Here is a 13,923-nt window from a genome sequence, read left to right as displayed (position 1 = left end):
GACCATGGAATGCTTGGCTGACAGTTTATCAGGAAAGTGTCCAGGAGGATCCTGGCAAACACTTGTGAATGGTTCAAGGCAAAATTTTACACTTAGTCTCCGAAAGCAAAAAAATCCTGACCGGGAGCCCCGGCAGGATTTTCTTTTATATTATTCTACTGTAACACTTTTGGCCAAGTTACGAGGTTTATCCACATCACAGTCGCGGTGAAGGGCGGCATAGTAAGCCAGTAATTGCATCGGTACCACGCTTACGAGTGGAGTAAGAAGTTCATGTACCTTCGGCAGTACCATGGCATCTCCTTCTTGCTCCAGTCCTTTCAAGCTGATAATGCACGTATTTGCGCCACGGGCAGCAACCTCTTGGACATTGCCCCTGATTGATAGGTTTACATTTTCCTGTGTAGCCAATGCAATAACAGGAGTTCCCTCTTCAATTAAGGCAATAGTACCGTGCTTTAGCTCACCGCCGGCGAATCCTTCTGCTTGAATGTAGGATATTTCTTTTAGTTTAAGGGATGCTTCTTGAGCCACAAAGTAGTCCATGCCTCTGCCGATATAGAATGCGTTTCTCGTTTCGGCGAAATAATCTTTGGACATTTGCTCAATTTCTTCTTGTAAATCCGTTATGCTTTCCATTGCATTGGCGACAATTCCCAGTTCCTGCAATGGATTGAAGTCGAAAGTTAATCCTTTTGCTTTTGCTGTATCTACAGCAAGGATTGCCAGGACAGCTATTTGTGCTGTATATGCTTTTGTAGAAGCTACGGCGATCTCAGGACCTGCATGTAGATGCAGTGTATAGTTTGCTTCACGAGAAAGGGTGGATCCTGGCACGTTTGTAATGGTCAATGCCGGGTGTCCCAGTTCTTTTATTTTAACTAGCACCGAGCGGCTGTCTGCTGTTTCACCGCTCTGGGAAATAAATACGAATAATGGTTTTTCGGACAATAACGGCATGTTGTAAGAAAATTCACTGGCAATGTGAACTTCTGTCGGTACATTGGCAAGCTTCTCCAAGAATTGCTTTCCTACCAAGCCGGCATGATAGCTGGTACCTGCAGCAATAATATAGATACGGTCCACTTCACCCATCGCACGTCGAATATTCTCATCTAGCTTGATCTCGTCATTTTCATCCTGATATTCCTGAATGATTTTACGAATGACCAACGGTTGTTCTTCGATTTCTTTTAACATGAAATGAGGATAGGTGCCTTTTTCCATGTCCATTGCATCCAACTCCACTGTGAATGGGTCTCGATCGACAACCTTGCCATTTAGTTTTTGGACCTCGACGTAGTCTCTGTTCACAATAACAATCTCTTTATCTTCCAACTCAAGATAACGATCTGTCACTTTTAATGTAGCCATTGAATCACTGGCTACAACATTGAATCCATCGCCAAGACCCACAAGGAGCGGACTTCTATTTTTCGCTACATAAATCGTCTCCTGGTCTTCTGCATCGATTAACCCCACTGCATAAGAACCTTTAAGCAGCTCGATTGCTTTACGAAAGGCAGCTGATACATCGTTCAACTCCCCATACAGAACTTCAACCAGTTGAACAATTACCTCTGTATCTGTTTCACTCGCTAAGTTAACATCAGCCAGATATTGCTTACGGATATCCTGATAATTTTCGATGACCCCATTATGAACAATGGTGAATCGTCCAGACGCGCTTTGGTGCGGATGGGCATTCTCTACGCTTGGTGCCCCATGAGTCGCCCAGCGGGTATGTCCGATACCCATGTTGGAAAAGGTATCATCCTCGGCTACTTTTTCACGAAGTGCTGCAATTCTTCCCTTTACTTTAAATACATCGACTCCATGATTACTTAAAGTAGCGATTCCGGCAGAATCATATCCCCGGTATTCCAGTTTTTCCAATCCGTTCAATAAAACTTCTTTTGTATCGTTTCGTCCAATATAACCTACTATTCCACACATGTGTTGTTTCCTCCTTGTGATCAAGGGGCAAACAATACCAGAAATCTTCGATTAAGATTCGGGGCACTCATTTGCCCCTTTCCCGCGTAAATTTAGATGGCATCCTGTTTTTATTCTTGTTCGGAGAGTCGCCTCTCCGTTTTCAAATAAAAACATAACGGCTGAGATGGGCAGCCGGGAGGTATCCGCCGAACAAGCTCGATAAACCTCCTCCTCGTCAACTATTCTCCTCCAATGGAAAATAGCCCAGGCGCTTTTGATTACTCTCTTTACATCGATCCTCCTTCCTTTTTGAATGAAGCATCCATGCCCTTATTCTTATTAACCGGATAGACAATCGATTAAACATACAGAGCAAGAATATAATCATTTTACTTTAAGTCAGCCATACTGGCAATACTTTTTATTAATTCGGGACAATAATAAAATATGCGCAAACCGGCTTTCAAGTGCCAGTTTACGCATTTAATAAGTTTATTCTTTCATTCCCAACAGTTCATCAATAACTTGTACAACTTCTTCCACGTATCTGTCGCAATCTTCCTTGGTCGGCGCTTCAACCATTACACGAACCAATGGTTCAGTTCCTGAAGGCCTGACTAGCACACGCCCCTGGTCTCCCATTTCATTTTCCACTTTTTCTATAACGGCTTTGATACGTGGATTCTCCAACGCTTCGTTCTTGTCGACCACTTTCACGTTCTTAAGAACTTGAGGGAACTTTTCCATCTCTCCTGCGAGTTCTGATAATGGTCTGCCAGTCTCTTTCATGACGTTCACCAACTGCAAAGCAGTAAGCATGCCGTCGCCGGTCGTATTATAATCGAGAAAGATGATATGACCCGATTGTTCACCGCCAAGATTGTAACCGCCTCTTCTCATTTCTTCCATGACGTAACGGTCGCCTACGGCTGTTTTGTCGCTTTTCATCCCTTGGCTTTCCAATGCTTTATAAAAACCGATATTACTCATTACGGTTGAGACGACGGTATTGTGACGAAGCAGGCCTTTGTCATTGAAATACTTACCGCAAATATACATGATTTGGTCCCCGTCTATAATTTCGCCCTTTTCATCGATCGCAATCAAACGGTCGCCATCACCGTCAAAAGCAAGACCGATGTCCGCTTGTTTCTCTAAAAGGAAATCCCGCAGAGTTTCCGGATGGGTGGAACCGACATTGTCATTGATATTCAGGCCATCAGGTGACGAGCCAATGGTTGAAATGTCTGCTTCCAGATCGGCAAATAAATGAGAAGCCAATGAAGAAGTGGCTCCATGGGCACAGTCCAAAGCTATATGAAGTCCTTCAAAGTCGTTATCTATTGATTGCTTTAAGTATTGAATATACTTCTGTCCGCCTTCAAAGTAATCGTTGATTTGGCCAAGGTCTGCTCCGACCGGACGTGGCAGTTCATCCTCTTCCCTGTCCAAAAGCTCTTCTATTTCTTTCTCCTGGGCATCCGTTAATTTGAATCCGTCGGGGCCAAAAAACTTGATACCATTGTCCTCAACAGGGTTGTGGGAAGCAGAAATCATAACACCGGCCTCTGCACTTAACGCTTTGGTCAAAAAGGCTACTCCAGGAGTGGAAATAACCCCAAGACGCATAACTTCTGCACCGATTGACAACAGACCTGCTGCCAAGGCACTTTCCAGCATGTTGCCGGAGATCCTGGTATCCCGGCCGATCAGTATTTTCGGCCTGCTCGTATCCTTTGTGACAACATACCCGCCAAAACGCCCCAATTTAAAAGCCAATTCAGGTGTTAGTTCTTTGTTGGCTATTCCTCTTACTCCATCTGTTCCGAAATATTTTCCCATGATGTACCTCTCCTTTACTTGCTCACATTAAAATTCAATCTATTTCAACAGTCGCTTCTTCGCTCCCGAGATCCGTATTTATTCCTTCCGGGCCCTCCACTGAAATCGGGAGAGTATGCTCCCCTTCTTCCAATTCCTCAGCATCGATGGCCAACCGGAAATCATCCTCTGATAAGTTGCTTAATTCCTCTTCCGTGCCAAACACAGTTAAATCAATTTCTCCTTGTTCAGGCTCCAGGAAGTTAAGGGTTAAACCATCTGACAGATTTTCTACTTCTATCGGAAGATTTTCAAAAGTGGAGGTTTCTGTCCGCTCTAATTCAATTGTCACTTTCACCTGTTCAGGATCCAGCAGACGAGCTCCCTCAGGCGGGTCGAGACTGACTTCCATCGCTGTTCCTTCATCGATATTGGAAAGATTCACCTCTTCGGTCTGAATATTGGATATATCTTCCAACATTTCTTCTGAGGCGAATACATTTACATTACCCGGTTCGACTACAATCGACTTTACAGATACATCATCAGGCAATTCACCAGTTGTAGCGACTTCTATCGGTACTTCTTTATTGGGGCTCCTGATATCCACCCCTACTTGAACGGTCTCCGGTTCCACACGGGCATTTAATTCGTTACCTTGACTATCATAGACTTTCACAGGTACTTCCCTTGCATCGATTGATTCCTCTACATCTTTCAAATCGACAAAAGCCTTTACTACTGCAATTTGGTCGACCACATTCCTCGAACTTGTTATTTGAACGGTAGAAGGCTCCACAGTAGCATCGCCTACTTCGAATCCATCCGCAATTTGACTGGAATTAATGTAATCTACACTCACATTGAATTCCTCTGTTGCCCGTTCCTCTATCGTTACTTCCACTTCTTGCGGATCCACATGAACATCCAGCTCTTTCGGGATACCCGAGTATTCAATATCAACAGTATGAGTACCCGGCTCATATCCTTCCAAGTCAACGAAAAGTTCATATGGCTGCTGTGTCACCGTCGATGTAACGACGCTATTTGCGCCTTCGAGGACCATGGCAGCCGACTGCGGGACCCCGCTTACGACATATTCTTCTTCATCAATTTTAATATTTACCGGAACATCCTCTACCCGCTGGGCCTCGTCTGCGCTATTGTTGGTATCCAGTCTTGCATTTGGCTGATAGGTGTTTTCGTCTAACGTAACCGCTGTAAAAAGCAGTATGGCCAACGCAAGGGAGATGAGACTGATCACCCAGGGTCTATTTAACCAATCATCCATTTTTCTTCCCCCTCCAGCTCCAATTTCCTTTTGCAGGGGCGATAATTTTTGGCTCCAGATTATCTTTCAACATTTTGACCAGCTTCTCCTGATCTAAATCCCTATGTAGTTCACCATTTTTGGTACAAGAGATTTGCCCTGTTTCTTCCGAGACTACGATTGTAAGGGCATCGGTTACTTCACTGATTCCCATTGCAGCCCGGTGTCTTGTGCCAAGTTCCTTCGATATAAACGGATTTTCCGATAATGGCAAATAACAAGCCGCTGCCTGGATGCCGTCCTTCTTTATGATGACAGCCCCATCATGCAGAGGTGTGTTCGGGATAAATATATTCGTCAACAATTCATTGGTGAGCCTTCCATTAATGGGTATGCCCGTTTCTACATAGTCCCCCATCGGTGTTTCCCGTTCTATTGTAATAAGGGCTCCTATTCTTCTCTTTGCCATGTAATTACATGACTTCACTATGGCGTTGATGGATTGGTTTAATATTTCTTCTTCCGATGCTGTGTTCCTGGAAAAGAAACTTCCTCTTCCCAGTTGCTCCAGGGCCCGTCTGAGTTCGGGTTGAAACAAAATGATAATTCCAAGGAACCCCCACATAATTACCTGCCACATTACCCAGTTTACAGTTTGCAGGTCAAGGATACTTTCACTGCTCAAGAACCATATACCCAGTACAACAAAAATACCTTTAAGCAATTGGATTGCTTTAGTTCCCCTGATCAGCATGATTAATTTATAAAAAACATACCAGAGGATTGCTATGTCTACTCCTATGCGCAATAGATCCAGTAATTCGAACCCTCCGTCAAACATGTTTACACGTCCTTACATCCATGTATTTCCTCTTCCTATCTATAAAATGATGACTTATTTATTATACCATACCAACAGGACATTCAATAAATACGCTCAACTTTTTGATGGATTCCACCTGTACATAAAATTAAAACCTTTACTTATTAAGGTAAAGGTTTTAATACTGGTTTTTCTCAAAAAGTACTGTTTCTAAAGAAAATACACTTTTGGCGATGTCTTTAATATGATACCACATCCACTCGAATACTTGGTTGACTTGTTCCAAATCTCCACTGACTTCACCAGCGGATGCTTGCAGATGTTCTCCATTGATTATAATCACATCACCGTCTACTGTACCTTCAACTTTCAAATTTCCGTTTTTCACGACAAGATCACCGTCGACCACTACGCCTTCCGGTACAATCACCGTGTCTTCCTGAATGATTAGATCTTTTTGTTTAGAAACGGATAACTGGCTGTCTTGATTCCATACGGAAAAGATACTGCTAAACATGAATAAGAAAAAGATAGCTGCAGCTGTTATGACAGGATGGGCTTTAAACCATCGTTTATAACCGACGCGCTTTTTCTCTTTTGGAAGGTTGGCCATTACATTCGCAGAGAAATTTGCGGGAGCCTGAATCTGGCTGCCGCTCTCGAGTAGGGTTGCCGTTCTTTTCAACTCGTGAAAATGACTCTGGCAATCTGTACAGGATTGTAAATGGGAGCGTAAACGTTGCTCTTCTTGTTGTGTAATATCGCCGTCTAAATAATTATGCATCAACTTTACAGCTTCTTTTTTGCAATTCATCAGAATTCACACTCCTTTACACATGACGAAGCCTCTTTTTGAGTGTTTCGCGGCCTCTGTGGATACGAGTTTTTACAGTTCCTATCGGAATATCCAGAATTTCGCTGATTTCCAACAGGCTGAGCTCATTTAAATATCTCAATGCAATTACCCCTCTGTATTTAGTCGGAAGAGCCATGATCTCCTTCTGTATATAACTTTGTATTTCCATACTTTCGACTTCTTCCTCAGGCAGGGCCTGTTCTGCAGGCAATTGAGAATACATATTCAGCCCATCTGTTCCTTTCACTTCCGCGTCAAGGAAATAATCGGGTTTCTTTTTACGTATCCGATCAATAGTTAGGTTGGTCGCTATGCGATATAGCCATGTAGAAAATTTTCTGCGTTCATCAAATGATTCAATATTCACATAAGCCCTGATGAAAGCTTCCTGTGCAATATCTTCCGCTTCATGACTGTTCCCTAACATCCGATAACATATTTGATACACTTTGTTCTGATAAAAGGAGACAATGTCTTCGAACGCTGACTGATCCCCTTTTTTCACCTGTTTTATTTTCTGCTTTATCATCGTATCCATGACTCTAATACCTCCGCTGTATCCTGCGGTCACTATCTGTACGAGTGACCCTTTGTTGAGGTTTCATATATTTTATAATTATTTTATATTTTTTCCTAAGCATGGTTTAACCTGCCAAAAAATCGGGTAGTTTTTAACCAATACAATTATAACAATTTAGGAGGAAGCGATGGACATTAAATTGCATCTTTTGGAAAAAATTGAGACGTGCAGAAAAGAAATGGTGGAATTGTCCTCCACAAAAGATTTGACCTCCGAGGCAGTCATCTCTGCGAGTACAAGACTGGATCACTGGTTGAACGAATATGAAAAGACGGCGGAAAATTAGAAAACCTTGCTAATGAATACTAAATACATTAACAAGGCTATAAATAAAGGGTTACTTTAATTTTTCACCGAATAATGAACCCATTAAACCAACAGCTATTGTAGCTGTTTTATTTTTTTCATCCAAAATCGGGTTGACTTCGACGAACTCGGCAGATGTGATGATGTCTGCCTCTGCCAGCATCTCCATGGCCAAGTGACTTTCTCTGTAACTTAAACCGCCGATTACCGGAGTACCCACTCCTGGAGCATCCCCTGGGTCCAGGCCATCTAAGTCCAGGCTCAAATGAACACCATCCACCCGGTCTTTAAAATAATCGATAACTTCTTCCATTACAGCCGACATACCCATTCGGTCTATTTCGTGCATGGAAAAAACTTTTATGCCTTTTTCTTCAATTAACTCTTTTTCCCCATGATCTAAAGATCTTGATCCGACTAAAACGATATTTTCTGGTTTGATTTTAGGTTGATAGCTTAGAATATTCGTCAATCTGTCATGACCAAGTCCAAGGTTGACGGCAAGCGGCATCCCGTGAATGTTCCCGGACGGAGAAGTGTCAGATGTATTAAGGTCTCCGTGTGCATCATACCAGATAACACCTAAGTTTTCGTAATGCTTGGCGATACCAGCTATACTCCCGATAGAAATACTGTGGTCTCCACCCAACACTAATGGAAATCTGCCTTCTTCCACAGCTTCATCCACTTTCTTAGCAAGGGTTTCACTGCCTTCAGCAACTTGGGACAAGTTTCTCAAGTTGTCCTCCAACTGTTCGGCACCTCTTTTGGCTCTGGATATAACGATATCCCCTAAATCTTCAATATCATATTTTAAGCGTTCAAGTCTTTCAACTACTCCCGCATAACGAATGGCACTTGGTCCCATATCTACACCACGGCGATTTTGCCCTAAATCCATGGGCACCCCGATAATAGACATATTTGTATTCATATAGAAGCCTCCTTCAATAGCTATTCCTATTGTAGCCGGAAACTGCGTGGTGACTCAACCAGACAAGAACTTGCATATATATACGGAGGTCCGTTACTTGGCACAATTCTTTTACTCGTTCACTTAATCATCCAACAGCCGTAAAGTACATAATCTTATCACTTAACTTTGTAATAATCGCTTGCTTTCCCTTGAATATATTGTTCATTTTCTGTTTTGGATGTAATTCATGGTTGTCTTTTAAAATTTTTGTCAAAGGGCAGTTCCGAAAAATCTGCAGTGTATGTGCCGTGAATTGACCTAGTAATAGTTTGCTTAATTTATTTGTTAGGAGTACACATGTTAGACACCTTTCAGAACCACTTCTCACTTGATCAGATATCTATCTTAAGCTGCGGAAAAATGCGAGACTCCTTGAAAATAAAGTTCAATTTTCTGCGTGCGGTGTAAATTCACGGAGGTCTTTTCAAAGTCCTGTGGGAAAGGAACAGTCTGAAGACCCCGCAGTTGGCGCTTTTTGCCAGCGAGGAGGCTGAAGCGTTCCCCACGGAAAGCGAGTATTTTTCCGTAGCGCTGGACTACCACTCAATTTGAAAAGAATGGAAGGAAGCCACACAAGTTATGTCGTAGTTTATGGATATTACGAAATGGCAGTGATTTTATGGAGGTTAATGATTAAATACCCGATCATTTGTTTTTAAGAGAATCACAACAAAAAAGGGTTGAATTTACAATTAATGTAAAATCAACCCTTGAACTATCGATATGTATGGTGGAGCCTAGCGGGATCGAACCGCTGACCTCCTGCGTGCAAGGCAGGCGCTCTCCCAGCTGAGCTAAGGCCCCATATTGGAGCGGAAGACGGGATTCGAACCCGCGACCCCCACCTTGGCAAGGTGGTGTTCTACCACTGAACTACTTCCGCATACCAATCTTATATGAGTGAGCCATGGAGGATTCGAACCTCCGACCCTCTGATTAAAAGTCAGATGCTCTACCAGCTGAGCTAATGGCTCATAGAAAAAGAATGGCTGGGCTAGCTGGATTCGAACCAGCGAATCACGGGATCAAAACCCGATGCCTTACCGCTTGGCTATAGCCCAATAAAAAACAAAACAGTGCGATTTTACTCTGCACTTTAATGATTTATATGAAATAAGTGGTGGAGGGAGTAGGACTCGAACCTACGAACCCGATGGGAGCGGATTTACAGTCCGCCGCGTTTGGCCAACTTCGCTATCCCTCCAGGACTTTTTTTGAAAAAAGTGGTGCCGGCCAGAGGACTTGAACCCCCAACCTACTGATTACAAGTCAGTTGCTCTACCAATTGAGCTAGGCCGGCAAATGGTGGAGGATGCAGGGCTCGAACCTGCGACCCCCTGCTTGTAAGGCAGGTGCTCTCCCAGCTGAGCTAATCCTCCGATCAGGTATAACCTGTGTTAATCAAAATGGTGACCCGTACGGGATTCGAACCCGTGTTACCGCCGTGAAAGGGCGGTGTCTTAACCGCTTGACCAACGGGCCAATATAACAGAGCTTCCAGCCGGACTTGAACCGGCGACCCCTTCCTTACCATGGAAGTGCTCTACCGACTGAGCTATGGAAGCAAATGGCTCCACCGGTAGGATTCGAACCTACGACCGATCGGTTAACAGCCGATTGCTCTACCACTGAGCTACGGTGGAATGGTGCTGAATAGAGTTACTATTCAAACTGTCATGCTTCTCAAAGCCGTCATGAAATTTTTCACTGCCTAGCGGCGTCCTACTCTTNTCACTGCGGCTTCTCGCAAAAGAAGCACCCCTTCTCCCGAAGTTACGGGGTCATTTTGCCGAGTTCCTTAACGAGAGTTCTCCCGCTCACCTTAGGATTCTCTCCTCGCCTACCTGTGTCGGTTTGCGGTACGGGCACCTCTTTCCTCACTAGAGGCTTTTCTTGGCAGTATGAAATCCGGAGCTTCGGTACTTATGTTCCCTCCCCGTCACAGCTTGAGATTGTTGGACGGATTTGCCTATTCCAACTCTCTTACTGCTTGGACGCACATTTCCAATCGTGCGCTCTCCTTATCCTCCTGCGTCCCCCCGTCGTTCAAACGGAAAGGAGGTGGTACAGGAATATCCACCTGTTGTCCATCGCCTACGCCTTTCGGCCTCGGCTTAGGTCCCGACTAACCCTGAGCGGACGAGCCTTCCTCAGGAAACCTTAGGCTTTCGGTGAAAGAGATTCTCACTCTTTTTTCGCTACTCATACCGGCATTCTCACTTCTAAGCGCTCCACCAGTCCTCACGGTCTGACTTCGCTGCACTTAGAACGCTCTCCTACCATTGTTCGCAAGAACAATCCGCAGCTTCGGTGATACGTTTAGCCCCGGTATATTTTCGGCGCAGAGTCACTCGACCAGTGAGCTATTACGCACTCTTTAAATGATGGCTGCTTCTAAGCCAACATCCTGGTTGTCTAAGCAACTCCACATCCTTTTCCACTTAACGTATACTTTGGGACCTTAGCTGGCGGTCTGGGCTGTTTCCCTTTCGACTATGAACCTTATCACCCATAGTCTGACTCCCAAGATCGAGTAGCTGGCATTCGGAGTTTGACTGAATTCGGTAACCCGATGAGGGCCCCTAGTCCAATCAGTGCTCTACCTCCAGTACTCAACTCTTGAGGCTAGCCCTAAAGCTATTTCGGAGAGAACCAGCTATCTCCGTGTTCGATTGGCATTTCACCCCTACCCACACCTCATCCCCGCGTTTTTCAACACGCGTGGGTTCGGGCCTCCAGTCAGTGTTACCTGACCTTCACCCTGGACATGGGTAGATCACACGGTTTCGGGTCTACGACCAACTACTACAGGCGCCCTGTTCAGACTCGCTTTCGCTGCGGCTCCGTCTATGCGACTTAACCTTGCAGGTGATCGTAACTCGCCGGTTCATTCTACAAAAGGCACGCCGTTACCCATTAACGGGCTTCGACTACTTGTAGGCACACGGTTTCAGGTTCTATTTCACTCCCCTCCCGGGGTGCTTTTCACCTTTCCCTCACGGTACTGGTTCACTATCGGTCACTAGGGAGTATTTAGCCTTGGGAGATGGTCCTCCCGGATTCCGACGGAATTCCTCGTGTTCCGCCGTACTCAGGATCCACTCCGGAGGAAACGGCTTTTCAACTACAGGGCTCTTACCTTCTTCGGCTGATCGTTCCAGATCGATTCGTTTAAACCATTTCTTGGTAACTCCGATGGAGTGTCCTACAACCCCAGAAAGCAAGCTTTCTGGTTTGGGCTGTTTCCGTTTCGCTCGCCGCTACTTGGGAAATCGCATTTGCTTTCTCTTCCTCCGGGTACTGAGATGTTTCAGTTCCCCGGGTCTGCCTCGGTTATCCTATGAATTCAGATAACCGTACTGCTCCATTACGAACAGTGGGTTCCCCCATTCGGAAATTCCCGGATCAACGCCTACGTACGGCTCCCCGGGACATATCGGTGTTTGTCCCGTCCTTCTTCGGCTCCTAGTGCCAAGGCATCCACCGTGCGCCCTTCTTCACTTAACTATTAAACATGAAAAGACGTTTTGTTTGATGTCTTGTATTAGTCTAGTTCCAGCTCCTTTTCAGTCGCCTTCACTTCCTAATTTACTCTTATCTAGTTTTCAAGGTACAAAAATGAAGGATTTAATCCCTCAAAACTGAACCAAACAATCGATTATGCCATTCGTTTTTGCTCCGAAGAGCAATTATCCTTAGAAAGGAGGTGATCCAGCCGCACCTTCCGATACGGCTACCTTGTTACGACTTCACCCCAATCATTGGCCCCACCTTCGGCGGCTGGCTCCAAAAGGTTACCTCACCGACTTCGGGTGTTGCCAACTCTCGTGGTGTGACGGGCGGTGTGTACAAGGCCCGGGAACGTATTCACCGCGGCATGCTGATCCGCGATTACTAGCGATTCCGGCTTCATGCAGGCGAGTTGCAGCCTGCAATCCGAACTGAGAATGGTTTTATGGGATTTGCTACACCTCGCGGCTTCGCTTCCCTTTGTACCATCCATTGTAGCACGTGTGTAGCCCAGGTCATAAGGGGCATGATGATTTGACGTCATCCCCACCTTCCTCCGGTTTGTCACCGGCAGTCACCCTAGAGTGCCCAACTGAATGCTGGCAACTAAGGTCAAGGGTTGCGCTCGTTGCGGGACTTAACCCAACATCTCACGACACGAGCTGACGACAACCATGCACCACCTGTCACTCTGTCCCCGAAGGGAACCTCTTGTCTCCAAGAGTGGCAGAGGATGTCAAGACCTGGTAAGGTTCTTCGCGTTGCTTCGAATTAAACCACATGCTCCACCGCTTGTGCGGGCCCCCGTCAATTCTTTTGAGTTTCAGCCTTGCGGCCGTACTCCCCAGGCGGAGTGCTTAATGCGTTAACTTCAGCACTAAGGGGCGGAAACCCCCTAACACCTAGCACTCATCGTTTACGGCGTGGACTACCAGGGTATCTAATCCTGTTCGCTCCCCACGCTTTCGCGCCTCAGCGTCAGTTACAGACCAGAGAGCCGCCTTCGCCACTGGTGTTCCTCCACATATCTACGCATTTCACCGCTACACGTGGAATTCCGCTCTCCTCTTCTGTACTCAAGTTCCCCAGTTTCCAATGACCCTCCACGGTTAAGCCGTGGGCTTTCACATCAGACTTAAGGAACCGCCTGCGCGCGCTTTACGCCCAATAATTCCGGACAACGCTTGCCCCCTACGTATTACCGCGGCTGCTGGCACGTAGTTAGCCGGGGCTTCCTCGTTAGGTACCGTCAAGGTACCGCCCTATTTGAACGGTACTTGTTCTTCCCTAACAACAGAACTTTACGATCCGAAGACCTTCATCGTTCACGCGGCGTTGCTCCGTCAGACTTTCGTCCATTGCGGAAGATTCCCTACTGCTGCCTCCCGTAGGAGTCTGGGCCGTGTCTCAGTCCCAGTGTGGCCGATCACCCTCTCAGGTCGGCTACGCATCGTCGCCTTGGTAGGCCGTTACCCCACCAACTAGCTAATGCGCCGCGGGCCCATCTGTAAGTGACAGCCAAAAGGCCACCTTTCAACTCTTCTCCATGCAGAGAAAAGTGTTATCCGGTATTAGCTCCGGTTTCCCGGGGTTATCCCAGTCTTACAGGCAGGTTGCCCACGTGTTACTCACCCGTCCGCCGCTCGTTCCACAAAGCGCACACCCCGAAGGGTGATTACTTGCTTCCCGCGCTCGACTTGCATGTATTAGGCACGCCGCCAGCGTTCGTCCTGAGCCAAGATCAAACTCTCCATAAAATGTGAGCTTGCTTGCTCGAAAACTTGACTAGCATTTCTTGCTTGACATAATGATTGTTTTGTTCAGTTTTCAAAGATCAAATAAT

General features: G+C 45.7%; 8 protein-coding genes, 10 tRNA genes, 1 rRNA gene and 1 other annotated feature. Of the genes, 1 reads left to right on the top strand and 18 read right to left on the bottom strand.

From position 1 onward, the window contains the following. Nucleotides 1–150 precede the first annotated feature (150 nt). The 6 genes from glmS to sigW all read right to left on the bottom strand — a co-directional run bounded on the left by glmS (nt 151) and on the right by sigW (nt 7,246). Nucleotides 151–1,956, bottom strand: coding sequence for a glutamine--fructose-6-phosphate transaminase (isomerizing) (gene glmS / locus CZ434_RS15685; RefSeq protein ID WP_077624012.1), 1,806 nt, complete (start codon nt 1,954–1,956; stop codon nt 151–153). Between the two features lie 474 nt (nt 1,957–2,430). After that, entirely contained in the window at nt 2,431–3,780 is a 1,350-nt protein-coding gene (gene glmM, locus CZ434_RS15680; protein WP_077624011.1) for a phosphoglucosamine mutase, read from the bottom strand. 34 nt (nt 3,781–3,814) lie between these two features. Then, a complete protein-coding gene (locus CZ434_RS15675) occupies nt 3,815–5,050 on the bottom strand; it encodes a CdaR family protein (protein ID WP_077624010.1) in 1,236 nt (411 codons plus the stop codon). Continuing rightward, nucleotides 5,043–5,870, bottom strand: a complete 828-nt coding sequence (gene cdaA / locus CZ434_RS15670; protein ID WP_077624009.1) for a diadenylate cyclase CdaA — start codon at nt 5,868–5,870, stop codon at nt 5,043–5,045. Before cdaA ends, CZ434_RS15675 begins: the two co-directional genes overlap by 8 nt. Nucleotides 5,871–6,030: 160 nt before the next feature. After that, the gene (locus CZ434_RS15665; RefSeq protein ID WP_077624008.1) at nt 6,031–6,666 is read right to left on the bottom strand and encodes an anti-sigma factor family protein; all 636 of its coding nucleotides are present in this window, start codon (nt 6,664–6,666) and stop codon (nt 6,031–6,033) included. A gap of 16 nt (nt 6,667–6,682) precedes the next feature. Further along, nucleotides 6,683–7,246, bottom strand: coding sequence for an RNA polymerase sigma factor SigW (gene sigW / locus CZ434_RS15660; protein WP_077624007.1), 564 nt, complete (start codon nt 7,244–7,246; stop codon nt 6,683–6,685). A 169-nt stretch (nt 7,247–7,415) separates the two neighbouring features. On the opposite strand from sigW, the gene CZ434_RS15655 reads away from it, so the two are divergent. Then, on the top strand, nt 7,416–7,574 hold the full coding sequence (locus CZ434_RS15655; protein WP_143262137.1) for an aspartyl-phosphate phosphatase Spo0E family protein: 159 nt from the start codon (nt 7,416–7,418) through the stop codon (nt 7,572–7,574). Between the two features lie 51 nt (nt 7,575–7,625). Here the strand turns inward: CZ434_RS15655 and rocF are convergent, their stop codons facing one another. The 12 genes from rocF to CZ434_RS15595 form a co-directional block, all read right to left on the bottom strand. Beyond that, nucleotides 7,626–8,528 carry an arginase gene (gene rocF / locus CZ434_RS15650; RefSeq protein WP_077624006.1) on the bottom strand — a complete coding sequence of 301 codons (903 nt, stop codon included), beginning with the start codon at nt 8,526–8,528 and terminating at the stop codon, nt 7,626–7,628. 770 nt (nt 8,529–9,298) lie between these two features. Beyond that, a tRNA-Ala gene (locus tag CZ434_RS15645) sits at nt 9,299–9,374 on the bottom strand. Between the two features lie 4 nt (nt 9,375–9,378). Then, nucleotides 9,379–9,453 (bottom strand) — tRNA-Gly (locus CZ434_RS15640). An 18-nt stretch (nt 9,454–9,471) separates the two neighbouring features. Further along, nucleotides 9,472–9,544 (bottom strand) — tRNA-Lys (locus tag CZ434_RS15635). Between the two features lie 12 nt (nt 9,545–9,556). After that, a tRNA-Gln gene (locus CZ434_RS15630) sits at nt 9,557–9,631 on the bottom strand. Nucleotides 9,632–9,688: 57 nt separating this feature from the next. Further along, nucleotides 9,689–9,774 (bottom strand) — tRNA-Tyr (locus CZ434_RS15625). 20 nt (nt 9,775–9,794) lie between these two features. Continuing rightward, a tRNA-Thr gene (locus CZ434_RS15620) sits at nt 9,795–9,870 on the bottom strand. Nucleotides 9,871–9,873: 3 nt separating this feature from the next. After that, a tRNA-Val gene (locus tag CZ434_RS15615) sits at nt 9,874–9,949 on the bottom strand. Between the two features lie 28 nt (nt 9,950–9,977). Next, nucleotides 9,978–10,052 (bottom strand) — tRNA-Glu (locus CZ434_RS15610). A gap of 10 nt (nt 10,053–10,062) precedes the next feature. Continuing rightward, nucleotides 10,063–10,135 (bottom strand) — tRNA-Thr (locus CZ434_RS15605). A gap of 3 nt (nt 10,136–10,138) precedes the next feature. Beyond that, nucleotides 10,139–10,213, bottom strand: a tRNA-Asn gene (locus tag CZ434_RS15600). Between the two features lie 7 nt (nt 10,214–10,220). Next, nucleotides 10,221–12,077 (bottom strand) — a sequence feature (23S ribosomal RNA rRNA prediction is too short). 192 nt (nt 12,078–12,269) lie between these two features. Continuing rightward, a 16S ribosomal RNA gene (locus tag CZ434_RS15595) occupies nt 12,270–13,837 on the bottom strand. Between the last annotated feature and the right edge of the window lie 86 nt (nt 13,838–13,923).

This window comes from Sediminibacillus massiliensis (assembly GCF_900156915.1).
Taxonomy (GTDB): Bacteria; Bacillota; Bacilli; order Bacillales; family Amphibacillaceae; genus Sediminibacillus_A; species Sediminibacillus_A massiliensis.
The sequence above is the reverse complement of the archived record's forward strand: the minus strand, read 5'-3'. Positions and strand labels throughout refer to the sequence as shown.

Excerpts from the sequence above, each read along its gene's own strand:
- glmS (WP_077624012.1), bottom strand. The coding sequence starts at position 1,956 with ATGTGTGGAATAGTAGGTTATATTGGACGAAACGATACAAAAGAAGTT.
- glmM (WP_077624011.1), bottom strand. The coding sequence starts at position 3,780 with ATGGGAAAATATTTCGGAACAGATGGAGTAAGAGGAATAGCCAACAAA.
- CZ434_RS15675 (WP_077624010.1), bottom strand. The coding sequence starts at position 5,050 with ATGGATGATTGGTTAAATAGACCCTGGGTGATCAGTCTCATCTCCCTT.
- cdaA (WP_077624009.1), bottom strand. The coding sequence starts at position 5,870 with ATGTTTGACGGAGGGTTCGAATTACTGGATCTATTGCGCATAGGAGTA.
- CZ434_RS15665 (WP_077624008.1), bottom strand. The coding sequence starts at position 6,666 with ATGAATTGCAAAAAAGAAGCTGTAAAGTTGATGCATAATTATTTAGAC.
- sigW (WP_077624007.1), bottom strand. The coding sequence starts at position 7,246 with ATGGATACGATGATAAAGCAGAAAATAAAACAGGTGAAAAAAGGGGAT.
- CZ434_RS15655 (WP_143262137.1), top strand. The coding sequence starts at position 7,416 with ATGGACATTAAATTGCATCTTTTGGAAAAAATTGAGACGTGCAGAAAA.
- rocF (WP_077624006.1), bottom strand. The coding sequence starts at position 8,528 with ATGAATACAAATATGTCTATTATCGGGGTGCCCATGGATTTAGGGCAA.